The organism is Streptomyces sp. NPDC001902 (assembly GCF_042891295.1).
Taxonomy (GTDB): domain Bacteria; phylum Actinomycetota; class Actinomycetes; order Streptomycetales; family Streptomycetaceae; genus Actinacidiphila.
The window spans coordinates 1-21,998 of record NZ_JBIATA010000004.1; the positions used below are offsets into that span (position 1 = coordinate 1).

Sequence of the window (21,998 nt, forward strand, 5' to 3'; positions counted from 1 at the left end):
GACGGACGGCTTGGCCGGCGCGGCCTGGGCTGCCTGCGCGGACAGGGCGACGGCTGCGGCGGCGGTCGCGGTGAGCACGGTGACACGTGTGCGACTGGCCTGCTTGGGACGACGGTGGGACGCCACTCGGGCGAGCTCCTTCTTCCTCCAGCCGCCTGCCGCATGCATCGGGAACTGCGTTCCCCGGCTCCAAGTGTCGGCGTCCCCCGTCGTACGCGCGGCACTTCAGATCGGCGGGACCTCCGCCGCCATCCGGGCTGGATGATCGACTGGGCAGAGGTTCGAGGCACGACCCTAGTGACCATCTTGTGATCGGATCAAATCCCTGAAGAAAAAAAGTCGCTCGGCAGCGTTTTCTTTACATACATCGCACGTGCAGTGATGACGAGTTGACACTGCGTCCCCGAAAAGCGCCTCACACGCCCCACGGTGTGCTCCAGGTCACACCCGGGCAAGTCGCTTCAGCAGCAAGGTGGATGCGACCGGTCGGGCGCCTACACGGGCCACACCGTCAGCAACTTCGCGATCGGAAGAAACCACCACAATCGGACGACCGGGAGGTTCCGCCCGAACCAGACGCCGGATCAACTCGTCCGCCGTCTCACCGGCCTTGCTGAACAGCACCCGCACCCCGCGCGGCGGTGCCAGCAGCACCGGGGCGTCCAGGTCGGCGCCGTCGAAGACGCAGGTGACCTCGGAACCGCTCTGCGCCGCCAGGACGGCCAGGCCGCCCAGCAGCCGCAGCCGCTGCTTCTCCAACGGCAGCGCCGGATAACCGGTCTTGGTCACGTTGTAGCCGTCGACCACCAGATGGGACTGCGGCAGCGCCAGCAGCTGGTCCAGCAGCGCCGGGTCGTCCTCGGACAGGGCGCGCCGCGCGATGTCCTTGGGGCTGATCGCCCCCGGCGTGACCGCGTCGACGGTGTCCGCGGGGCGGGCACCCAGGGTGTCGCGCGGCGGCAGCGCGAGCTCCCGGCGCAGTCCCGAGGCGGCGTCGAGCACGGTGTCCAGCAGCAGGCGCAGCCGCATGTCCTCGGTGCTGCGGCCCTCCCGGGCCGCCCGGCGGGACGCCTCCACGGCCTGCTCGGCCTCGGCGAGCCGGGCCCGCAGCCGGCGGGCCTCGCCGTCGGCCGAGGCCTTCTCCGCGGCCGCGGCCGCGCGGGTCTCGTCCAGTTCGGCCTCGACCTTGCGCAGCGCCGCCTCGGCCCGCTTCACGTCGCTCGCCGCGCTGCGCAGCTTGCGCTGCAGCGACTCGGCCTCCCTGCGGGCCGCCTCCAGCTCGGTGCGGACCCGCACGCCCTCGGTACGCGCCTGGGCGCGGGCCTCGTCCAGTTCCGCCTTCAGCTGCCGCAGCTCACGCTGCGTTTCCTCGCCGGCCCGTTCGGCGCTGACCCGCTGCGCCTCCTCGCCCGCGGCGGCCACCAGCTTGGCCCAGCCCGCGGGACGCAGCAGGTACGCGGCGGCCGCCACGTCCAGCGGGTCGACCGCGGGGGGCGGGGTGCCGGCGTCCAGCGCCTCGCACAGGTCCGGCTCGGACTCGCGCAGCCGTGCGCCCACCCGCTGCCGGAAGGACGGGTCGCCCTCCAGGGCCGTGGCGAGCGCGGTGGCGGCGAACTTGGCCCGACGGCTCGGGGTGAACCGGGCGTACGGGCGCAGCACCGCGGGAAGCTCGCCCGGGGTCAGCCCGCCGAAGGCCTCCGCCGCCAGGGCGACCACGCGGTGCCGTACGCCCTCGGGCAGCGGCCGGTCCAGCGACTCGCCGTGGACGGACTCCTCCGGCGCAGCCGTAGCCTCGGGCGCGGCCGCTTCGTCGCCGCGGCCCGGGTTACCGCCGGTCCCGTCCACCCGTCACTCCCGTCCAGTCCGTGGGCGCCTCCCCGGCCTCCTTCAACCTCTCTGGCCGCGCCGCATTCTTCTATTGTCCCCGGCGGCGCTCAGGCCTGCGTCGCCGCCGCCGCGCCGGGGCGGTCGACCAGCTCGACCTGGTCCACGGCGTTGCACCAGCGGCAGCGCACCGACTCCACGGACTCGCTGAGCACCTCGCGCTCCTCGACCGTGGGCTCGCCCGCCAGGTCCAGGTGGACGTACTCGACGACCTTGCTGGAGCGGGTGACGTCGAACCGGGTCAGGTTGCCGCACAGGGAGCAACGCCAGCGGGTCGTGGCGGTCGGCAGGGGCACCGGCATCGGTCGTCTCCTCGGTCGCGCGGATGCGTTCCGGTCACCCTACGGCCTCGGTGGTCCCCCGCGCTGCGGCGAGGCGCCCCGCGACCGTTACGCCCGTTCCGTCATGATCGGTCCATGGTCATCCCGGTGTACGACAAGAACCCCGTCCACCGCACACCCGTGGTGACGTACGCCCTGATCGGGCTGTGCGCGTCGCTCTTCCTCATCAGCCCGTCCTCCGGGCTCAACTACATGTACGGCATGGGCCACGATCAGGTGTGCGCCCAGGCGACGTACTTCGCCCGCTGGGGTGTCATCCCCGCCGAGCTCTGGCACGGCCGGATCCCCCTGGCGCAGGTGCCGATGCCGGCTGACTGCCCGCCGCTGGGGTCCTTCGCCACCTCGCCGTTCGTGTCGGTGCTCACCGCACTGTTCGTCCACGGCAGTTGGGTCCACCTGCTCGGCAACATGCTGTTCCTCTGGGTCTTCGGCGACAACGTCGAGAACCGCATGGGCCGCTTCCGGTTCCTGCTCTTCTACGTCGTCTCGGGCTACCTGGCGACGTACGGCTACGCGCTCGGACACGCCTCCTCGACCCAGACCCTGGTCGGGGCGTCCGGCGCGATCTCGGGGGTGCTCGGCGCGTACCTCTACCTCTACCCCAAGGCCCGGGTCACCAGTGTCTTCCCCTTCCTCTTCTTCCTGCCGCTGCGCTTCCCGGCCTGGATGGTGCTGATCTTCTGGTTCGTGCTGCAGTGGCTCGCCGGCGAGATCCAGCAGACCGGTCCCGGGGTGGCCTACCTCGCCCACATCACCGGCTTCGTCTTCGGCTTCCTGTGCGCGTGGGTGTGCTATCGCGCAACGCCTAAGCTTGAGCCCGCAGCCAGGGCGACCCAAGGAGACCTACAGCCGTGATCACCGCGATCGTGCTCATCAAGACCAGCGTCGACCGTATCCCCGAGATCGCGGAGTCCATCGCCGCGCTCGACAGCGTCAGCGAGGTCTACTCCGTCACGGGCACGTACGACCTGGTCGCCATGGTGCGGGTGGCCCGGCACGACGAGCTCGCGGACGTCATCCCCGGCCGGATCAGCAAGATCCCCGGTGTCGAGGCCACGGACACGCACGTGGCCTTCCGCACCTACTCCCAGCACGACCTCGAGACGGCCTTCGCCATCGGCCTGGACGCGTAACCGGTCCGCCCGGCGCGGTGCTGCGGGGCCGGACCGGGCCGCTCAGGCCTGGTCCCGGTCCGGGACGCAGCGGCCGTCCTCGGTGCGGTAGCGCCACTTGGCACCGTCCGCCACGAGCTCCCGCACCGCGGCGACGAAGCGCTCCACGTGCTCGTCCGGGGTGCCCGCGCCGAACGAGACGCGGATGGCGTTGAGCGTGGGGGCACCCCCGGCCGAAGGCCGGGCGGGCTCGCCGGAGGCGGCGTCGGGGGCCCCGCACTCACCCGGCTCCTGGTCAACGCCGCCGAGCAGGGTGCGCACCAGGGGGTGCGCGCAGAAGAGGCCGTCGCGGACGCCGATGCCGTACTCGGCGGAGAGCGCCGCCGCGAAGTGGGAGCTGTTCCAGCCCTCGACGACGAAGGAGATGACGCCGACCCGGGGGGCGTCGTCGCCGAACAGCGACAGCACCTTCACCTCGGGCACCTCGGCCAGTCCGGCCCGCACCCGCGCCACCAGCGCCTGCTCGCGCTCGACCAGCCGGTCGAACCCGGCCTCCGTCAGCACGCGGCAGGCCGAGGCGATCGCGTAGGCGCCGATGACGTTGGGCGAGCCGGCCTCGTGCCGGGCGGCCGTGGTGTGCCAGTCGACGTCCACGCCGCCGTCCGCGCGCCGGGCCACCCGCCGCGAGGCGCCGCCCCCGGCCAGGTAGGGCTCGGCCGCACACAGCCAGTCGGCGCGGCCGGCGAGCACACCGGAGCCGAACGGCGCGTACAGCTTGTGCCCGGAGAAGGCCACCCAGTCCACGTCGAGTTCGGCGATGTCCACCGGGTGGTGCGGGGCCAGCTGCGCCGCGTCCAGCACGATCCGGGCCCCGTGCGCGTGGGCCGCCGCGGCCAGCTCCCGCACCGGCCACAGCTCGCCGGTCACGTTGGACGCCCCGGTCACGCAGACCAGCGCCGGTCCGTACGACTCCCGGGCGGCCAGTGCCCGCTCCAGTGTCGCCACGGCCTCCCCCGGGGTGCGGGGGGCGCCCAGGTAGGTCACGTCGGCGTTCCGCCACGGCAGCAGGGACGCGTGGTGCTCGGTCTCGAAGACGAAGACGCTCGTGCCGGCCGGTACGGCGGCGGCCAGCAGGTTCAGCGAGTCGGTGGTCGAACGGGTGAAGACCACCTGGTCGTCGGGGCGGCAGCCGAGGAACTCCGCGACCGTGGCACGGCTCTGCTCGAACAGGTCCGTCGACAGCTGCGAGAGGTAGCCGGCCCCCCGGTGGACACTGCCGTAGTACGGCGCGTAGGCCGCCACGTCGTCCCAGACCCGCTGCAGGGCGGGCGCGCTGGCCGCGTAGTCGAGGGCGGCGTAGCCGACCTCGCCCCCGGTCACGAGCGGCACGAGGACGTCGCGCCCGAGCACGGGCAGCGCGGCGTGGACGGACGAGGGCAGGGCAGGGCGCAGCGACATGGCGAACTCTCCTGGGAGCATGCGGGAGTGACGGGACGTCAGTGATGACGGAACAGCCCTCGGCACGACGGGCGAAGGCCCGGGGAGGGGGGAGGACGGCTGGGGGCCCGAAAGGCCCTAGCGCATTCGCTTGCTCATGGAGGAACTCCTCTGACCGCGCTTGCCGCAGACCTCGCTGCCTGCGGCCTGGTCATCACCCGGGGCACCCCGCCACGGAAGGAGGGTTGCCGGACAGCGGGCCGGGGCCGTGTCGCTGTCACTCGTGACCTGCGCAGCATCATGCCACACGCGCGGGGCGCCGCAAGCCGCGGTCCGCATCCCGGACGGTCCGCCCGCGGGCGGACAGCACGGAGGGCCGGGGCAACGGCCCCGGCCCTCCACGGTCGTTCCCGCGACTACGCCTGCGTGGCCGCCGCCCACCGCTCGAGCGTCCGCGCGGCCGCACCCGAGTCGACCGACTCGGCCGCCCGGGCGATCCCGGCCGCGATCCGGTCGGTCAGCGAGCCGCCCGCGCCCTCCAGCGCCACCAGCGCGGCCGCCGAGTTGAGCAGCACCGCGTCACGCACCGGGCCCGTCTCGCCGGCCAGCAGCCGCCGGGCGACGTCGGCGTTGTACGCCGCGTCCGCGCCCCGCAGCGCCTCGATCGGCACCAGTTCGATGCCGACGTCGCGCGGGTCGAAGGACTCCTGCTCGACCTTCCCGTCCCGCACCACCCACACCTGGGAGGTGGACGTGACGGTGAGCTCGTCCAGCCCGTCGTCGCCCCGGAACACCAGCGCGGAGGAGCCGCGGCGGGCCAGCACGCCGGCGATCAGCCCGGCCATCCGGGTGTCGAAGCACCCCACGGCGGAGGCGCCCACGCGTGCCGGGTTGGTCAGCGGGCCGAGGATGTTGAACGAGGTGGGGATGCCCAGGTCGCGGCGGGCCGGGGCGGCGAACCGCATCGCGGGGTGGAACTTCGCCGCGAAGCAGAAGGTGATCCCGGTGTCCTCGGCGACCTTCGCCACCCGGTCGGCGGGCAGGTCGAGGTTGATGCCGAGCTTCTCCAGGACGTCGGAGGCGCCGCTGGCGCTGCTGGCGGCGCGGTTGCCGTGCTTGACAACCTTGGCCCCCGTGCCGGCGATGACGATGGCGGACATCGTCGAGATGTTCACCGTCCTGGCCCGGTCGCCGCCGGTGCCGACGATGTCCACGGCGGGGCCGGGGATGTGCAGCGGCTCCGCGTGCGCGTACATCGACTCGACGAGGCCGGTGACCTCCTCGACGGTCTCCCCCTTGGCCCGCAGCGCCACCATGAAGCCGGCGACCTGGGCGTCCGAGGCCTCACCGCTCATGATCCGGTCCATCGCCCACGCCGCCTCCGCGGCGGTCAGGTCCTTGCCGTTCAGCAGCGCACCCAGGACGTCGGGCCAGGAGCCGCCCGCCATTGATGCGCCTCCGGCGGGGTTCACAACGCTCATGGTCCACACTCCATGGGGTCTGACGTGCGACGGGAATCCTTCGGCTCCAGCCTATCGGCGCCGGGGAACGGGAAAGGGCCCCGTCCATCGGATGGACGGGACCCTGCCCGGTGGCACAGCTTCAGTGATCAGTGGTGACCGTGGCCGCTCGTGATCTCCTCGTACTCCTCGACCGTGGGCTTGTCGATCTGCGTCCCCTCGCCGTAGTAGCCGCGGGACAGCTTCGCGCGCAGCTTCGCGGTGGGGCCGACCTTCTTCTCCACGCCGTTCTCGTCGACCTCGGGGCCGACCTCGAGCGGCTTGGGCTGCTCGTGCTGGGTGAGCTTGAACAGCGAGCCCTGCTCCAGCGGCTCGTGGATCTCGATGAACTCACCGTGCGGGAGCCGCTTGATGATGCCGGTCTCGCGACCGTGCAGCACCTTGTCGCGGTCGCGTCGCTGCAGACCCAGGCAGATCCGCTTGGTGACGACGAAGACCAGCACCGGCAGCACGAAGAACGAGATCCGGACCACCCAGGTGATCGCGTTGATCGACAGATGGAAGCGGGTGGCGAAGAGGTCGTTGCCACCGCCGACGAGCAGGATCAGGTAGAGGCTGATCCAGGCGGCGCCAATGCCCGTGCGGACGGGCCGGTTGCGCGGCCGGTCCAGCAGGTGGTGCTCGCGCTTGTCACCGGTGACCCAGGATTCCAGGAACGGGTAGACGCCCATGAAGCCCAGGACCAGCGGGAAGATCACCAGCGGGATGAACACGCCAAGGACGAGCGTGTGGCCCGCGAAGTTGATCTCCCAGCCCGGCATGATGCGGATCAGGCCCTCGGAGAAGCCCATGTACCAGTCGGGCTGGGCGTCGGTCGACACCTGGTCCGGACGGTAGGGGCCGTACGCCCACACCGGGTTCACGGAGACCAGCGCGGACATGGCCGCGATGACACCGAAGACGATGAAGAAGAAGCCGCCCGCCTTGGCCGTGTAGACCGGGAACAGCGGCATGCCGACGACGTTCTTCTCCGTCTTGCCGGGTCCGGCGAACTGCGTGTGCTTGTGGTAGAAGACCAGGATCAGGTGGGCCACCAGCAGGCCCGCCATGATGCCCGGGATCAGCAGCACGTGGATCGTGTAGAACCGCGGCACGATGTCGGTGCCGGGGAACTCACCGCCGAAGAGGAAGAACGAGAGGTACGTGCCGACGATCGGCACGGACAGCACGGCGCCTTCCATGAAGCGGATACCGGTGCCCGACAGCAGGTCGTCCGGCAGCGAGTAGCCCATGAAGCCGTCGAACATGCCGAGGAACAGCAGCAGGAAGCCGAAGACCCAGTTGACCTCGCGCGGCTTGCGGAACGCACCGGTGAAGAAGATGCGCATCATGTGCACGAGCATCGCGGCCACGAAGACGATGGCCGCCCAGTGGTGGATCTGCCGGACGAGCAGACCACCGCGCACGTCGAAGCTGATGTGCAGGGTCGACGCGTACGCCTCGGACATCGTGATGCCCTGCAGCGGCGCGTAGGAGCCGTCGTAGACGACCTCGTTCATCGCCGGGTGGAAGAACAGCGTCAGGTAGACACCGGTCAGGATGACGATGATGAAGCTGTAGAGGGAGATCTCGCCCAGCATGAAGGACCAGTGGTCCGGGAAGATCTTCCGCAGGTTGGCCTTGCCCAGGCTGTAGATGCCCAGCCGGCCGTCGGCCCAGTCGGCGACGCGTTCGCCGGCGGGCGCCTTTCCGCGCTGCTTCGCGCTCGCGCTCGTGTTGGTGCTCATCCACGCTCCCAAAAGGCCGGGCCCACGGGCTCTTCGAAGTCGCCCAGCGCCTCGAGGTAACCCTCGCCGTTCACGCTGATGTGCAGCTGCGGCAGGGCGTGACCGGCGGGGCCGAAGATCACCCGGGCACCGTCGGAAAGGTCGAACGTCGACTGGTGGCAGGGGCAGAGCACGTGGTGCGTCTGCTGCTCGTAGAGGCTGATCGGGCAGCCGACGTGGGTGCAGATCTTGGAGAACGCCAGGATGCCCTGGTGCGCCCACTCGCGGGACTTCTTGTCCTTGATGTCGTCCGGCTGGATGCGGACGATCATCAGGGCCGCCTTGGCGAGCTGCTCCTGGTAGTCGTGCTGCTCCTCCTCCAGGCCCTCGGGCACGGCGAAGGTCAGCGAGCCGACGGCGACGTCCTCGGGACGCAGCGGCTTGTTGGTGTTCTGGTTGATCAGCAGCCTGCCCTTGGACCACAGCGTGTGGCGGAGCTTGTCCTCCGGCAGCGGGCCGAGGTCGCGCAGCAGGAAGACACCGGAGAGCGGCACCAGGGTCAGCGCGCCGAGCATGGTGTTGCGGATCAGCTTGCGACGGCCGATCTGGCTCTCGCCGGCCCCGGCGGCGAAGTCGGCCATGACCTTGGCCTTGACCTCGGGGGTCGCCGCGATCGCGTGGCGGTCGTCGGCGACCTCGGCGTCCGACATCAGCGTGCGGGCCCAGTGGACTGCGCCGGCGCCGATGGCGAAGAGCGAGACGCCGAGGGTCATGCCCAGCGCGAAGTTCAGCGCGCTGATGTGACCCAGCGGCCAGATGTAGACGATCTTGTCAATCGGGATGACCACGAAGCTGGCGATGAAGGCCAGCGTGGCGAGCATCGACACGGTGAACAGGAAGGCCACCGTGCGCTCGGAGGACCTCGCGGCCTTCTCGTCGATGTCCTGGCGGCGCGGCAGGTGAGCCGGGAGGCCCGGGTCCGCGAACGGGTTCTCCGCGGTCGCGAGCTGGCCGCCGCCCTGGTGTGCCGGCCTGTCCGGCAGGTTCTCTTGTGACATGTCCTGACTCATGACTTCTTCGCCTTGGTGGTGTGGGCCGCGAGCCAAATGGCGCAGACGATCAGGGCCCCGAGGCCGAAGATCCAGCCGAAGAGCCCCTCGGTGACCGGGCCGAGGCTGCCCAGCGACATGCCGCCGGGGCTCGGCGCACCCTCGCCGTTGACGGCGTCGAGGTAAGCGATGATCTCCCGCTTGTTCTCCTCCGGCATCGTCGTGTCGGGGAAGGACGGCATGTTCTGCGGGCCGGTGAGCATGGCCTCGTACAGGTGCTTGTTGCTCACGCCTTCCAGCGTGGGCGCGTACTTGCCGTGCGTCAGCGCTCCGCCCTTGCCCTGGTAGTTGTGGCACTGGGCGCAGTTGGTGCGGAAGAGCTCCCCGCCGCGCGCGGCGTTGGCGCCGGCCGGGTCGTACTGCTCCTCGGTGGGCGTGACCGGGCCGGGGCCCAGCGAGGCGATGTACGCCGCGAGCTGGTCGATCTGCTTCTGGTCGTAGATGACCTTCTTGCGCGGCACCTGGGCGCCGGGCTGCTGGGCCGGCATGCGACCGGTGCCGACCTGGAAGTCCACGGCCGCGGAGCCGACGCCGACGAGGCTGGGGCCGTCACTGCCGCCCTGCCCCGACGTACCGTGGCAGCTGGAGCAGCCGACGGCGTACAGCTTCTTGCCCTCTTCGATGGCGAGGGACTGCGAGCTGTCGTCGGCCTGCGCCTTGGGCGCCGGCGCGAGCGCGGCGTACAGCCCCCCGATGGCCGTGAGCGCGACAAGTAGGACGACGAGCGCCGCCAGCGGGTGGCGCCGTCGTGCGGAGAGCTTTTTCACGGATTACCCCGGTGTCAGGATCTCTTGCGTCGATGGTTCTGGATGTCGTTGCCCGTGTGCGCAACTCGCGCGGGGGCCCGACTACTTGATCAGGTAGATCGTGGCGAAGAGGCCGATCCAGACGACATCGACGAAGTGCCAGTAGTAGGACACGACGATGGCCGCAGTGGCCTGCTCGTGGGTGAACCGCCGTGCCGCATAGGTCCGTCCGAGGACCAGCAGGAAGGCGATGAGACCACCCGTCACGTGCAGACCGTGGAATCCGGTGGTCAGGTAGAACACCGAACCGTACGGGTCGGAGGAGAGCGAGAGGCCGTCCTCCTTGACCAGGTTGGTGTACTCGAAGATCTGACCGCCGATGAAGATCGCGCCCATGATGAACGTCACGATGAACCACGCGCGCAGCTTCTTCACATCGCCGCGCTCGGCGGCGAAGACACCCATCTGGCAGGTGAAGGAGGAGAGCACGAGGATCGTGGTGTTCGTCGCCGAGAACGGGATGTCCAGGACGTCGGCGTGCGCCTTCCAGTACTCGGCACCCGTCACCGAGCGAAGGGTGAAGTACATCGCGAAGAGGGCCGCGAAGAACATCAGCTCGGAACTCAGCCAGATGATGGTTCCGACGCTGGTGAGGTTCGGCCGGTTGACCGACGGGTGCGCGTGCCCGGTTTCTACTGCTGTTGCTGTCGCCACGACCGACATTATGTCGGTCGCTTATCTCGCGCTCACTCCGGGGGGTGCCATTCGGTGTGTCAAGGCCCTTGAGGTAGGGAAAGGCGTCGCCCGAAGGAGCTAACCCTCCTCGAAGCACCCTGCCCGGGAGTAAGGTTCGGCCACAGGCAGGCGACTCCACGAGGGCGAGGAGGCACGGATGCAGACGACCGCGACGGTGCTGGTCTACAGCGACGACAGGAACACCCGGGAACAGGTCCGTCTGGCCGTCGGCCGCCGCCTGGCGAGCGACCTGCCGCCGGTGGAGTACATGGAGTGCGCGACCCTCCCGGCGGTCCTCAGCGCGCTGGAGAACGGCGGCATCGACGCGTGCGTGTTCGACGGCGAGGCCGTCCCGGCCGGCGGCATGGGAGTGTGCCGCCAGGTGAAGGACGAGATCTTCCGCTGCCCGCCCGTGCTGGTGCTCATCGGGCGCCCCCAGGACGCCTGGCTGGCCAGCTGGAGCCGGGCCGACGCGGCGGTGAGCCACCCGGTCGACCCGGTCGCGCTGAACGAGGCCCTGGCGGGGCTGCTGAGGCAGCGGCTGGCCGTCGACGCGTAGCGTCACATCTCGGGCTGAAGACGGGCCTCAGGGGCGTCGGTACGGTCGGCGACGGCCGGGTCGGCGCCCTTGCGCGTTCCCGTCGCACTGCCCTTGCGCCACTCGCTCCAGGACAGGTTCCAGTCGCCGAAGCCGTTGCTGAAGGCGGGCATGTCCTCACCCAGGCTGTGGACGACCGAGACCAGGTCGCCGCGCCGCACGTTGTCGAAGAACCAGTGGGCGTTCTCGGTGCTCATGCCGACGCAGCCGTGGCTGACGTTGGCGATCCCCTGAGAGCCCACCGACCAGGGCGCCGCGTGCACGTACTCACCGCTCCAGGTCACACGGGTGGCCCACTGGACGGGCAGGTCGTAGGAGTCGGAACTGCCCGAGGCGATCCCCACGGTCTCGCTGCGCATCCGTACGTTGGCCTCCTGACCCAGCACCACCTTGATGCCGTTGCGGGTGGAGAACCCCGGCTTGCCGGTGGTCACCGGGATGGTGCGGACGAGCTTGCCGTTGCGCTTGAAGGTCATGGAGTGCGTCGCGGCGTCGGTGACGGCCTCGATGCGGTCGCCGGTGCGCAGCGTCAGCGGCTTGACGTCGCCCCCGTAGAGCGAGCCCTTGATGTGCACGTTTCCCAGGGTGCTGCGCACGTCGATGCGGGCGTGCGCGGGCCAGTAGGTACGGGGGCGGTAGTGCAGGGTCTTGTCGTCGACCCAGTACCAGGCGCCCTCGTCGGCCGCCGGGGAGGCGTTGACGTGCAGGTTGCGCTCGACGACGCTCCGGCCGAGGGTGTCCTTCACGGCCGCGCTCAGCTCGGCGGTGATGGGCTGTCCGACGCCGTAGGTGCCGCTCTCCGGGCCGAAGGTGACCTTCAGATGGCGCTTGGTGCCCGAGGTGTCCACGGCGAGCGTCTTGCGTCCCTGGTGGCCCTTCGCGTCCTCGGTGGTCACCTTGACGACGTAGTGCGCCGCGGAGGAGAGCTTCGAGGTGCTGCGCCAGCTCTTGCCGTCCGCGGACAGGCGGCCGCTCACGTAGCGTCCCGAACCGTCGGTGGCCGTCACGTCGGTGATGCGGTTGCCTTCACCCTTGACGGTGATTTCCAGCGGCTTCTTGGGGTCGGCCTTCTTCGACCCGGTGGTTCCCCCGGTCCACACGACCTGGCCGGCGGCGTCGTAGGGGGCGGTGGCGAGGGGATCGCCGCCGCCCGAACAGGAGGCCAGCGGCGCGGAGAGTGTCACTGCAGCGATCGCGGTCGCCATGCGGCGCGGAGAAAAGTGACCCATGGTCACCACGCTAGGCAGAGATGATCTCCGGCGCTCGCCGAGCGCGTACGAACGGGCGATGGCCCGGACCCCCCGTTCGGGGTCCGGGCCATCGCCGTGCGGTGCGTGGGCGCCGGGCGCTCACTGGGTGCGGTTCTCACCCCGGTAGTACTCGAAGACCCAGCCCCACAGGCCGACGAGGATGAAGGGCGCGCCGAAGTAGATCAGCCACCAGCCGAAGATGATGCCCAGGAAGGCGGTGGCTCCACCGAAGGCCAGCAGCAGCGGCTGCCAGCTGTGCGGGCTGAAGAAGCCCAGCTCGCCGGAGTCGTCCGCGACGTCCGCGTCCTCACGGTCCTGGGCGCCGGTGTCGGCGCGCCGGGCGGTGAAGGCCAGGTAGAAACCGACCATCACGGCGAGGCCGAAGGAGAGGAAGAGCGCCGTGGTGCCGACCGGCTCCTTGGACCACAGGCCGTAGACGACGGCCATGCCCAGGAAGAAGACGGACAGCCACAGGAACAGCTTGCCCTGGAACTTCACTTGCCGCTCTCCTTCTCATCGCCGCCGGAGACGGCCGGGGCCGCGCCGACGTTCTCCAGCTGGTCCAGAGCGGCCATCTCCGGGTGGTGGAGGTCGAAGGCCGGGGATTCGGACCGGATGCGGGGCAGCGTGAGGAAGTTGTGCCGCGGCGGCGGGCAGGAGGTCGCCCACTCCAGCGAGCGGCCGTAGCCCCACGGGTCGTCCACCTCGACCGGCTTGCCGTACTTCGCCGTCTTCCACACGTTGTAGATGAACGGCAGGACCGACAGGCCCAGCAGGAAGGAGCTGATCGTCGAGATGGTGTTCAGCGTGGTGAAGCCGTCGGCGGCCAGGTAGTCCGCGTAGCGGCGGGGCATGCCCTCGGCACCCAGCCAGTGCTGGACGAGGAAGGTGCCGTGGAAGCCGATGAACAGCGTCCAGAAGGTGATCTTGCCCAGGCGCTCGTCGAGCATCTTGCCGGTGAACTTCGGCCACCAGAAGTGGAAGCCGGAGAACATCGCGAAGACGACCGTGCCGAAGACGACGTAGTGGAAGTGCGCCACCACGAAGTACGAGTCGGAGACGTGGAAGTCCAGCGGCGGCGAGGCCAGGATGACACCGGTCAGACCACCGAAGGTGAAGGTGATCAGGAAGCCGATGGCCCAGAGCATGGGTGTCTCGAAGCTCAGTGAGCCCTTCCACATGGTGCCGATCCAGTTGAAGAACTTCACACCGGTCGGTACCGCGATCAGGAAGGTCATGAAGGAGAAGAACGGCAGCAGCACACCACCGGTGACGTACATGTGGTGGGCCCACACCGTCGCCGAGAGGCCGGCGATCGAGATCGTCGCCGCGATGAGGCTGACGTAGCCGAACATCGGCTTCCGGGAGAAGACCGGGATGACCTCGCTGATGATGCCGAAGAACGGCAGCGCGATGATGTACACCTCTGGGTGCCCGAAGAACCAGAAGAGGTGCTGCCATAGCAAGGCGCCGCCGTTGGCGGCGTCGAACACGTGCGCACCGAACTTCCGGTCGGCCTCCAGGGCCAGCAGCGCGGCGGCCAGCACCGGGAAGGCGAAGAGCACCAGCACACCGGTGAGCAGCACGTTCCAGACGAAGATCGGCATCCGGAACATCGTCATGCCGGGGGCGCGCATGCAGATGATCGTGGTGATGAAGTTGACCGAGCCGAGGATCGTACCGAAGCCGGAGAACGCCAGACCCATGATCCACAGGTCGCTGCCGATGCCCGGCGAGCGGACCGCGTCGGTCAGCGGGGAGTAGGCGAACCAGCCGAAGTCGGCGGCGCCGTTCGGGGTGAGGAAGCCGGCGACCGCGATCAGCGAGCCGAACAGGTAGAGCCAGTAGGCGAACATGTTCAGCCGCGGGAACGCGACGTCGGGGGCGCCGATCTGCAGCGGCATGATCCAGTTCGCGAAGCCGGCGAAGAGCGGGGTCGCGAACATCAGCAGCATCACGGTGCCGTGCATCGTGAAGAGCTGGTTGAACTGCTCGTTGGACACCACCTGGGTGCCCGGGCGGGCGAGTTCGGCGCGCATGACGAGCGCCATCACGCCACCGATGAGGAAGAAGAAGAACGACGTCGCCAGGTAGAGCGTGCCGATCGTCTTGTGGTCGGTGGTGGTCAGCCACTTGACGATGACGTTGCCCGGCTGCTTCGTGCGGACCGGCAACTCGTCCGCGTACGCGTCGTCGTGCGCGGCGGCCGCACCGTGGGGTTCGTTGAGAATGCTCACTGGGTCTTGGTCTCCGCGTTCTTGGCGTTGCCGGTGGTGGCAATGCCTGCCGGGACGTAACCGGTCTGGCCCTTCTTCGCCAGGTCCTGGAGGTGCTGCTTGTATGCCTCCGGGGAGACGACCTTGACGTTGAAGAGCATCCGGGAGTGGTCCACACCGCACAGCTCGGCGCACTTGCCCACGAAGGTGCCCTCCTTGTTGGGGGTCACCTGGAAGACGTTGGTGTGTCCGGGGATGACGTCCATCTTCATCAGGAAGGGAACCACCCAGAAGGAGTGGATGACGTCACGCGAGGTGAGGACGAACCGGACCGACTCGCCCTTGGGGAGCCACAGGGTCGGGCCCGGGTTGCCGGTGTCCTGGTCCTTGGAGGCCGGCGTGCCGAAGTCGTAGACGCCGTCGGCACCCGCGGGCGCGTCCAGCTTCTTCGCCGAGATCGTGGAGAGCTCCGCGGGCACCGTGCCGGCCGCCGGGGTCGACGGGTTGCCGTCCACGTCCTCGACGTAGTTGAAGGCCCAGCTCCACTGGAAACCGACCACGTTGACGACGTGGTCGGGCCGCGCGGAGGTCTCCAGGAGCTTGGACTCGTCCCGGGCGGTGAAGTAGAAGAGCACCGAGATGATGACCAGCGGGACGGTGGTGAAGAGCGCCTCGATCGGCATGTTGTAGCGGATCTGGGGCGGGATCTCCACCTTGGTGCGGCTGCGCCGGTGGAAGATGATGCTCCAGAGGATCAAGCCCCACACGAGCACGCCGACCGCCAGCGCGGCGGCCCAGGAACCCTGCCAGAGCGACAGGATCCGCGGTGCCTGTTCCGTGACGGGGCTGGGCATGCCGAGGCGGGGGAAGTCCTCGTATGTGCAACCGGTGGCGGTCGCAAGGACCAGGCCCGCGGCCAGCGCCTGCGGCAGAATCCGCCGCATCGGGCGCCGCGACGAGCGGTCGGAGCCGTAGGGACTCACGTAGCGCCTTCCCGAGAGTCTCGCCCACGCGTCCGGATGCCCGGCCTGTGCTGGTCGGTCGCCCTGGCGCGGGCAGTGGTGTGGATGTTTATGCGGACCAAACCCTACTGGACTCGATTTTGGGGCGCGCGGGGAGGGGTGCCAACGCGCCGGGGCTGCCCCCGAAGGGGTGTCGGGCACCGCTGCGCACCTGCGGAGGGCCCCGTTTCGGGGGCTTTTGACTGGTCCCCAGACGCCCCGCGGGACGCCGGGGCGTAGCGTGCAGGACGTGCCCTACTTCGACGCCGCGTCCGCCGCACCACTGCATCCCGTCGCCCGGCAGGCACTCCTCGCCGCGCTCGACGAAGGGTGGGCCGATCCCTCCCGGCTCTACCGCGAGGGGCGCCGCGCACGGCTGCTCCTCGACGCCGCCCGCGAGGCCGCCGCCGACGCCGTCGGGTGCCGTCCGGACGAACTCGTTTTCACTCCTTCGGGTACTCGTGCGGTGCACGCGGGGGTGGCCGGGGCGCTCGCCGGCCGACGCCGGATCGGCCGGCACGTGGTCGTCTCGGCCGTCGAGCACTCCTCCGTGCTGCACGCGGTGGAGGACGCCGACGTCACGCAGGTGGGCACGGACCGCACGGGTCTGGTCGACCCCGACGCCTTCGGCGCCGCGCTGCGCGAGGACACCGCGCTGGCCTGCCTGCAGTCCGCCAACCACGAGGTCGGCACGGTGCAGCCGGTCGACCGGGCCGCCGAGCTGTGCCGGGCGGCGGGGGTGCCGCTGCTCGTGGACGCCGCCCAGTCACTGGGCTGGGGCGCGGTGGCGGGTGGCTGGTCGCTGCTGACCGCGAGCGCCCACAAGTGGGGCGGACCGTCCGGCGTCGGCCTGCTGGCGGTCCGCAAGGGCACCCGCTTCGCCGCCCAGCACCCCTCGGACGAACGGGAGTCGGGGCGTGCACCCGGCTTCGAGAACCTGCCCGCGATCGTCGCCGCGGCGGCCTCCCTGCGGGCGGTGCGCGCCGCGGCGGACGCGGAGGCGGCACGGCTGTCCGCCCTGGTCGACCGCATCCGTACGGCGGTGCCCGAACTCCTCCCGGACGTGGAGGTCGTGGGCCACCCCGAGGTGCGGCTGCCGAACGTGGTGACCTTCTCCTGCCTCTACGTGGACGGCGAGGCGCTGCTGCACGAACTGGACCGGGAGGGCTTCTCCGTCTCCTCCGGGTCGTCGTGCACCTCCAGCACGCTGACGCCCAGCCACGTGCTGAAGGCGATGGGCGTGCTGTCCGAGGGGAACGTCCGGGTCTCGCTGCCGACGGGTACGGAGGCGGGCGACGTGGACCGCTTCCTCGAGGTGCTGCCGGGCGTGGTGCGGACGGTACGGGAGCGGCTCGGCGCTCCGGCGCCGGCGTCCGGGCCCGCGGCGCGGGCGGCGCGGACGGCGGGTGGAGCGGGGGCTGCGGAGGAGGAGGGCGAGCCCGACCTCGTCGTGGACTCCCTCGGCAAGCGGTGCCCGATCCCGGTCATCGAGCTGGCGAAGGTCATCGGGGACGTGCCGGTCGGCGGCGTCGTGTCGGTGCTCTCCGACGACGAGGCCGCCCGGCTCGACATCCCCGCGTGGTGCGACATGCGCGAGCAGGAGTACCTCGGCGCGCACGCCGCGCCCCGCGGCGTCGCGTACTGGGTGCGTCGCGTCTCCTGACGGGCCCGGGGGTTGCGGGCGACCGCCCGCAACCCCGCGGTGAGCCTCAGTGCAGGTGGGTGCGGACCTCTTCGGCGGCCTCGTCGCCGTAGGCCTTGGTGAAGCGGTCCATGAAGTGGGCCCGCCGCAGCTGGTACTCCTGCGTGCCGAGGGTCTCGATCACCAGCGTCGCCAGCATGCAGCCCACCTGCGCCGCGCGCTCCGCCTCGACGCCCCAGGCGAGGCCGGAGAGGAAGCCGGCGCGGAAGGCGTCGCCGACGCCGGTGGGGTCGACCTTGGCGTCCTCCTCCGGGCAGCCCACGACGATCGGCTCCTCGCCGGCCCGCTCGATGCGGACGCCGCGCGAGCCCAGCGTGGTGACGCGGGTGCCGACCCGGCCGAGGATCTCCTCGTCCGTCCAGCCGGTCTTGGACTCGATGAGGCCCTTCTCGTACTCGTTGGAGAAGAGGTAGGCCGCGCCGTCCAGCAGTATCCGGATCTCGTCGCCGTTCATGCGGGCGATCTGCTGCGAGAAGTCCGCCGCCCACGGGATGTCGCGGGAGCGGCACTCCTCGGTGTGGCGGAGCATCGCCTCGGGGTCGTCGGCACCGATGAGCACCAGGTCGAGACCGCCGACGCGGGCGGCGACCGAGTGCAGCTCGATGAGGCGGGCCTCGCTCATGGCACCGGTGTAGAAGGAGCCGATCTGGTTGTGGTCGGCGTCGGTGGTGCAGACGAAGCGCGCCGTGTGCAGCACCTCGGAGATGCGGACGGAGGCGGTGTCGACGCCGTGCCGGTCGAGCCAGGCGCGGTACTCGTCGAAGTCGGAGCCGGCGGCGCCGACGAGGACGGGCCGGACACCCAGCTGGCCCATGCCGAAGCAGATGTTCGCACCGACGCCACCACGGCGTACGTCGAGCGTGTCGACCAGGAAGGAGAGGGAGACCGTGTGCAGCTGGTCGGCGACGAGCTGGTCGGCGAATCGGCCGGGGAAGGTCATCAGGTGGTCGGTGGCGATGGAGCCGGTGACTGCGATACGCACGGCTGGAACGCTCCTGCGGAGGCGGGCTGCGGACGGGACCTGTCCACGCTACCGGCTGTGCCGGTGGACGCCGACATGGTGAAACTACCCGATAGTAGGGCTTTCTCCCGTGACGCCACGTGCCTAGGGTCGTATGCATGACCACTCCTCTTCCCCCCGCGCCCCTCGGCGACCCCGAGTCGCTCGCCGAGCTGATCGGCGACTGCCGCAAGATGGCCGCGCACTGGGAGGTCCCCGCGGAGGACGAGTCCGCGCGGGTCAGCCCGGCAAGTCTGCACGGGATCACGGTGCCGGCCGCGTCGTCGCACGTCGTCGAGGGCATGGCCGAGTACGCCGACTGATCGGAACCGCGAGGCGCTCCGGCCCGTCCAAGTGGCGTCCCCCGGTTGAAGGACCGGGACGTCAGCAGCTGTACGCAGCTGTGCGGAGCCGAAGGAGCCATCGTGGAGAGCGAGCCGACGCGAACGCGCCGCCGGCACAGGTCGCCGTGGGTGATGTCGACGGTGGCCGTGGCCGTACTGGCCGCCGGGGGCGGTGGTGCCTACTGGGCCTCGTCGAGTGCCGAGGGCGGAATACCGCGCGCCTCGGGCGGCAGCGGGAACGACGCCGCGGAGCCGCTCGAACTGGACTCCGCCACCGGCGGCACGGGTGCCGAGCTCACCGTCCGGGGCGATCTGCCCGACGGCCCCTCCTCCGCCGCCGTGCAGCGGCCGGGCAGCGTGTCGCGTGCCGCCGTGGAGCGGCTCGCGCAGGCCCTGGGCGTGCCGGGCACGGTGAAGTCCGACCACGGCGTGTGGAAGGCCGGTGGTACGCCGGACGGCGGCGGCCCGGTGCTCCGGGTGAACAAGGACGCTCCGGGCACCTGGGCGTACTCGTACTACGGCGGCAAGCCCCGCGAAGGCCGCGCCCCGGCGCAGGACGACCTCGCGGTGCCGGCGGCGGAGGCGCTGCGCAAGGCCGCGCCGGTCTTCGCGGCGCTTGGACTGAAGGGCGCGCGTACGGACGCCGGCGAGGTCTCGGGGGTCCTGCGCACGGTCACCGCGGACCCGCGGGTGGCGGGGCTGCCCACGCACGGCTGGCGGTCGGCGGTGCAGGTCGCCTCGGACGGGCTGCTGGTCACCGGGCACGGCATGATGGCGCCGCTGACCAGGGGTGACACCTACCCGGTGGTGTCGGCGAAGGAGGCGCTGAAGCTGCTGGAGCGCCCCGGGACGGGCGGTGACCTGGGGATCGGCGACTGCCCCACCGTGGTGCCGAAGCCCTCCCGCGCCCCTGGCGACGACCCGACGCTGCCGCAGGTGCTCCCCTGCGTACCGACGGCGCACCGGCCGATGGAGGTGCGGAAGGCCGAGTTCGGCCTGTCGGCCCAGTTCGTGGCCGGGCGGCAGACGCTCGTGCCGTCCTGGCTCTTCGAGGTGGCGCAGGAGGGCGTGACGCGCACCTCGGTACTGGCTCAGCCGGCGGTGGACCCGGCGTACGTGCGGGGCGGCACGGCCTCCCCCGCTCCCTCGGGGACGGCGGCGCCGGCCGCCGGGGCGGCGAAGGTCGAGTCGTACCGCGCCGAAGGGACGGAGCTGACCCTGCGCTTCTGGGGCGGGGTGTGCAGCGACTACACGGTCTCGGCCGACGGCTCGGGCGCGGTGGTGAAGGTCAAGGTCACTGCGGTGGAGAAGGAGCCGGGGAAGGCCTGCATCATGATCGCCGAGCGGTTCTCCCGCACGGTCCGGCTCGACACGCCGCTGGGCGACCGCAAGGTCGTCGACCTCTCCGACGGCAGCACGGTGCCGCGGAAGTAGCCGGGGCGCCGGGAAGGCGCGTCAGGACATGCCGAAAGCGGCGGGCACCCCGGGTGCCCGCCGCTTTCGCGCGGGGCTCAGTGGAACGAGTCGCCGCAGGCGCAGGAGCCGGTGGCGTTCGGGTTGTCGATCGTGAAGCCCTGCTTCTCGATCGTGTCGACGAAGTCGATGGAGGCGCCGCCGAGGTACGGGGCGCTCATGCGGTCGGTGACCACCTTGACTCCGCCGAAGTCCTTCACGACGTCGCCGTCGAGCGCGCGCTCATCGAAGAACAGCTGGTAGCGCAGGCCGGAGCAACCGCCCGGCTGGACGGCGACGCGCAGCGCGAGGTCGTCGCGGCCCTCCTGCTCGAGCAGGCTCTTGACCTTGGAGGCCGCCGCGTCGGACAGGATGATGCCCTCGCTCTGGCTGGTCTCGTCCTGAACCGTCATCTGATCCACTCCCGGGTTGTACGGATGCTGCCACAACGGTGAACCGGTGGCTTCCCGGATTCATTCCTCCGGGTCCCATGCGTCTTGGCGCCATCCATGCTCGCACACCGGGCCTTGTTCGGGTAATGCGTCACATTGACGCGAGGGCCATCGTCATTCTGACGCGAACGGGTTATGATAGATAGCGTCAAATAGACGAAAAGGTTTGAGCCGCAGTTCCGCAGAGAAAGGGCTTCGGGCCCGTGACCACCACATCCGAACCGCTGGACGTCCAGCCGACCCCGCTCGCCCTGCTCCTCCTGGGCCGCGAGTCCGACCCGCGCAGCGAGCGCGGCGTCGACTGTCCCGGCGACCTGCCCCTCCCCTCGGACCCGGATCTGGTGGAGCGCGCCCGCGCCGCCAAGGCGAAGCTCGGCGAGAAGGTCTTCGTCCTGGGCCACCACTACCAGCGCGACGAGGTCATCCAGTTCGCCGACGTCACCGGCGACTCCTTCAAGCTGGCCCGTGACGCCGCCGCCCGGCCGGAGGCGGAGTACATCGTCTTCTGCGGTGTGCACTTCATGGCCGAGTCCGCGGACATCCTGACCTCCGACGCCCAGCAGGTGATCCTCCCCGACCTGGCGGCCGGCTGCTCCATGGCCGACATGGCCACCGCAGAGCAGGTCGCCGAGTGCTGGGACGTACTCACCGAGGCCGGCGTCGCCGACGTCACCGTGCCCGTCTCGTACATGAACTCCTCCGCCGACATCAAGTCCTTCACCGGCCGTCACGGCGGCACGATCTGCACCTCCAGCAACGCCAAGCGCGCCCTGGAGTGGGCGTTCCAGCAGGGCGAGAAGGTGCTCTTCCTCCCCGACCAGCACCTCGGCCGCAACACCGCGGTCCGGGAGATGGGCCTCTCGCTGGAGGACTGCGTCCTCTACAACCCGCACAAGCCGAACGGCGGGGTCACCGCGGAGCAGCTGCGCGACGCCAAGATGATCCTGTGGCGCGGGCACTGCTCGGTGCACGGCCGCTTCTCGCTGGACTCGGTGGAGGACGTGCGCGCCCGCATCCCCGGCGTCAACGTCCTGGTGCACCCCGAGTGCAAGCACGAGGTCGTCACCGCGGCCGACCAGGTCGGCTCGACCGAGTACATCATCAAGGCCCTGGAGGCGGCGCCGGCCGGTTCGTCCTGGGCGATCGGCACCGAGCTCAACCTGGTCCGCCGGCTGGCCAAGGCGCACCCGGACAAGCAGATCGTCTTCCTCGACAAGACCGTCTGCTTCTGCTCGACCATGAACCGGATCGACCTGCCGCACCTGGTGTGGGCGCTGGAGTCGCTGGCCGACGGCAAGGTGGTCAACCGCATCCAAGTCGACCGGGAGACCGAACACTTCGCGAAGCTGGCGCTGGAGCGGATGCTCGCCCTGCCGTAGGGGCAGGATGGGCG

At 70.4% G+C, this 21,998-nt stretch carries 21 protein-coding genes and 1 riboswitch; of the genes, 7 read left to right on the top strand and 14 right to left on the bottom strand.

Features of this window, described 5'->3' with window-relative positions; genetic code table 11:
- Positions 1-441 precede the first annotated feature (441 nt).
- Together ACFYYN_RS08735 and ACFYYN_RS08740 are read right to left on the bottom strand one after the other, a co-directional pair.
- On the bottom strand, positions 442-1,845 hold the full coding sequence (locus ACFYYN_RS08735; protein WP_500545208.1) for an NYN domain-containing protein: 1,404 nt from the start codon (positions 1,843-1,845) through the stop codon (positions 442-444).
- An 89-nt stretch (positions 1,846-1,934) separates the two neighbouring features.
- Positions 1,935-2,186: a hypothetical protein gene (locus ACFYYN_RS08740; protein WP_499511418.1), complete on the bottom strand. Its 252-nt coding sequence runs from the start codon at positions 2,184-2,186 to the stop codon at positions 1,935-1,937.
- A 114-nt stretch (positions 2,187-2,300) separates the two neighbouring features.
- Here ACFYYN_RS08740 and ACFYYN_RS08745 point away from each other — a divergent pair, with 114 nt between their 5' ends.
- Complete coding sequence (locus ACFYYN_RS08745) at positions 2,301-3,080, top strand: rhomboid family intramembrane serine protease (protein WP_500329914.1); 780 nt, start codon at positions 2,301-2,303, stop codon at positions 3,078-3,080.
- Entirely contained in the window at positions 3,077-3,358 is a 282-nt protein-coding gene (locus ACFYYN_RS08750; RefSeq protein ID WP_018557042.1) for an Lrp/AsnC family transcriptional regulator, read from the top strand. Before ACFYYN_RS08745 ends, ACFYYN_RS08750 begins: the two co-directional genes overlap by 4 nt.
- Before the next feature lie 42 nt (positions 3,359-3,400).
- Here ACFYYN_RS08750 and ACFYYN_RS08755 read toward each other — a convergent pair whose 3' ends face one another.
- The 6 genes from ACFYYN_RS08755 to ctaE all read right to left on the bottom strand — a co-directional run bounded on the left by ACFYYN_RS08755 (position 3,401) and on the right by ctaE (position 10,578).
- On the bottom strand, positions 3,401-4,795 hold the full coding sequence (locus ACFYYN_RS08755; RefSeq protein WP_500545209.1) for an aminotransferase class V-fold PLP-dependent enzyme: 1,395 nt from the start codon (positions 4,793-4,795) through the stop codon (positions 3,401-3,403).
- Between the two features lie 151 nt (positions 4,796-4,946).
- Positions 4,947-5,063, bottom strand: a riboswitch (SAM riboswitch).
- 127 nt (positions 5,064-5,190) lie between these two features.
- A complete protein-coding gene (trpD, locus tag ACFYYN_RS08760; protein WP_500329918.1) occupies positions 5,191-6,255 on the bottom strand; it encodes an anthranilate phosphoribosyltransferase in 1,065 nt (354 codons plus the stop codon).
- Between the two features lie 128 nt (positions 6,256-6,383).
- Positions 6,384-8,021 carry a cytochrome bc1 complex cytochrome b subunit gene (qcrB, locus tag ACFYYN_RS08765; RefSeq protein ID WP_500545210.1) on the bottom strand — a complete coding sequence of 546 codons (1,638 nt, stop codon included), beginning with the start codon at positions 8,019-8,021 and terminating at the stop codon, positions 6,384-6,386.
- Positions 8,018-9,058, bottom strand: a complete 1,041-nt coding sequence (gene qcrA, locus ACFYYN_RS08770) for a cytochrome bc1 complex Rieske iron-sulfur subunit (RefSeq protein WP_500545211.1) — start codon at positions 9,056-9,058, stop codon at positions 8,018-8,020. The genes qcrB and qcrA overlap by 4 nt, the downstream gene beginning before the upstream one ends.
- An 8-nt stretch (positions 9,059-9,066) precedes the next feature.
- Positions 9,067-9,876: a cytochrome bc1 complex diheme cytochrome c subunit gene (gene qcrC, locus ACFYYN_RS08775; protein WP_500545212.1), complete on the bottom strand. Its 810-nt coding sequence runs from the start codon at positions 9,874-9,876 to the stop codon at positions 9,067-9,069.
- An 81-nt stretch (positions 9,877-9,957) separates the two neighbouring features.
- Positions 9,958-10,578 (bottom strand): aa3-type cytochrome oxidase subunit III, encoded by a 621-nt coding sequence (gene ctaE / locus ACFYYN_RS08780; protein WP_319163544.1) that lies wholly within the window; start codon positions 10,576-10,578, stop codon positions 9,958-9,960.
- Between the two features lie 169 nt (positions 10,579-10,747).
- Here ctaE and ACFYYN_RS08785 point away from each other — a divergent pair, with 169 nt between their 5' ends.
- On the top strand, positions 10,748-11,149 hold the full coding sequence (locus tag ACFYYN_RS08785) for a hypothetical protein (protein ID WP_499511425.1): 402 nt from the start codon (positions 10,748-10,750) through the stop codon (positions 11,147-11,149).
- Positions 11,150-11,151: 2 nt separating this feature from the next.
- Here ACFYYN_RS08785 and ACFYYN_RS08790 read toward each other — a convergent pair whose 3' ends face one another.
- From ACFYYN_RS08790 to ctaC, 4 genes are all read right to left on the bottom strand, one after another.
- A complete protein-coding gene (locus ACFYYN_RS08790) occupies positions 11,152-12,417 on the bottom strand; it encodes a L,D-transpeptidase (RefSeq protein ID WP_500545213.1) in 1,266 nt (421 codons plus the stop codon).
- 120 nt (positions 12,418-12,537) lie between these two features.
- Positions 12,538-12,936, bottom strand: a complete 399-nt coding sequence (locus ACFYYN_RS08795; RefSeq protein WP_499511427.1) for a cytochrome c oxidase subunit 4 — start codon at positions 12,934-12,936, stop codon at positions 12,538-12,540.
- Entirely contained in the window at positions 12,933-14,675 is a 1,743-nt protein-coding gene (gene ctaD, locus ACFYYN_RS08800; protein WP_500545214.1) for an aa3-type cytochrome oxidase subunit I, read from the bottom strand. Before ctaD ends, ACFYYN_RS08795 begins: the two co-directional genes overlap by 4 nt.
- Complete coding sequence (gene ctaC / locus ACFYYN_RS08805) at positions 14,672-15,637, bottom strand: cytochrome c oxidase subunit II (RefSeq protein ID WP_499511429.1); 966 nt, start codon at positions 15,635-15,637, stop codon at positions 14,672-14,674. The genes ctaD and ctaC overlap by 4 nt, the downstream gene beginning before the upstream one ends.
- A 268-nt stretch (positions 15,638-15,905) precedes the next feature.
- Between ctaC and ACFYYN_RS08810 the strand changes: the two genes are divergently transcribed.
- Positions 15,906-17,318 (top strand): cysteine desulfurase/sulfurtransferase TusA family protein, encoded by a 1,413-nt coding sequence (locus tag ACFYYN_RS08810; protein ID WP_500545215.1) that lies wholly within the window; start codon positions 15,906-15,908, stop codon positions 17,316-17,318.
- Between the two features lie 46 nt (positions 17,319-17,364).
- Here ACFYYN_RS08810 and ACFYYN_RS08815 read toward each other — a convergent pair whose 3' ends face one another.
- Complete coding sequence (locus ACFYYN_RS08815; protein ID WP_499511431.1) at positions 17,365-18,339, bottom strand: carbohydrate kinase family protein; 975 nt, start codon at positions 18,337-18,339, stop codon at positions 17,365-17,367.
- Between the two features lie 137 nt (positions 18,340-18,476).
- Here ACFYYN_RS08815 and ACFYYN_RS08820 point away from each other — a divergent pair, with 137 nt between their 5' ends.
- Entirely contained in the window at positions 18,477-18,680 is a 204-nt protein-coding gene (locus ACFYYN_RS08820; RefSeq protein WP_499511432.1) for a hypothetical protein, read from the top strand.
- A 102-nt stretch (positions 18,681-18,782) separates the two neighbouring features.
- A complete protein-coding gene (locus ACFYYN_RS08825; RefSeq protein ID WP_500545216.1) occupies positions 18,783-20,135 on the top strand; it encodes a hypothetical protein in 1,353 nt (450 codons plus the stop codon).
- Between the two features lie 77 nt (positions 20,136-20,212).
- Here the strand turns inward: ACFYYN_RS08825 and ACFYYN_RS08830 are convergent, their stop codons facing one another.
- Complete coding sequence (locus ACFYYN_RS08830; RefSeq protein ID WP_499511434.1) at positions 20,213-20,566, bottom strand: HesB/IscA family protein; 354 nt, start codon at positions 20,564-20,566, stop codon at positions 20,213-20,215.
- Positions 20,567-20,808: 242 nt separating this feature from the next.
- Between ACFYYN_RS08830 and nadA the strand changes: the two genes are divergently transcribed.
- Positions 20,809-21,984, top strand: coding sequence for a quinolinate synthase NadA (gene nadA / locus ACFYYN_RS08835; protein ID WP_500329931.1), 1,176 nt, complete (start codon positions 20,809-20,811; stop codon positions 21,982-21,984).
- Positions 21,985-21,998 lie beyond the last annotated feature (14 nt).

Bases quoted from the DNA above. Each gene is read 5' to 3' on its own strand.
- ACFYYN_RS08785 (WP_499511425.1), top strand. From the start codon at position 10,748: ATGCAGACGACCGCGACGGTGCTGGTCTACAGCGACGACAGGAACACC.
- ACFYYN_RS08740 (WP_499511418.1), bottom strand. From the start codon at position 2,186: ATGCCGGTGCCCCTGCCGACCGCCACGACCCGCTGGCGTTGCTCCCTG.
- ACFYYN_RS08790 (WP_500545213.1), bottom strand. From the start codon at position 12,417: ATGGGTCACTTTTCTCCGCGCCGCATGGCGACCGCGATCGCTGCAGTG.
- ACFYYN_RS08830 (WP_499511434.1), bottom strand. From the start codon at position 20,566: ATGACGGTTCAGGACGAGACCAGCCAGAGCGAGGGCATCATCCTGTCC.
- ACFYYN_RS08820 (WP_499511432.1), top strand. From the start codon at position 18,477: ATGACCACTCCTCTTCCCCCCGCGCCCCTCGGCGACCCCGAGTCGCTC.
- ACFYYN_RS08745 (WP_500329914.1), top strand. From the start codon at position 2,301: ATGGTCATCCCGGTGTACGACAAGAACCCCGTCCACCGCACACCCGTG.
- trpD (WP_500329918.1), bottom strand. From the start codon at position 6,255: ATGAGCGTTGTGAACCCCGCCGGAGGCGCATCAATGGCGGGCGGCTCC.
- qcrB (WP_500545210.1), bottom strand. From the start codon at position 8,021: ATGAGCACCAACACGAGCGCGAGCGCGAAGCAGCGCGGAAAGGCGCCC.
- ctaE (WP_319163544.1), bottom strand. From the start codon at position 10,578: ATGTCGGTCGTGGCGACAGCAACAGCAGTAGAAACCGGGCACGCGCAC.
- ACFYYN_RS08755 (WP_500545209.1), bottom strand. From the start codon at position 4,795: ATGTCGCTGCGCCCTGCCCTGCCCTCGTCCGTCCACGCCGCGCTGCCC.
- qcrA (WP_500545211.1), bottom strand. From the start codon at position 9,058: ATGTCACAAGAGAACCTGCCGGACAGGCCGGCACACCAGGGCGGCGGC.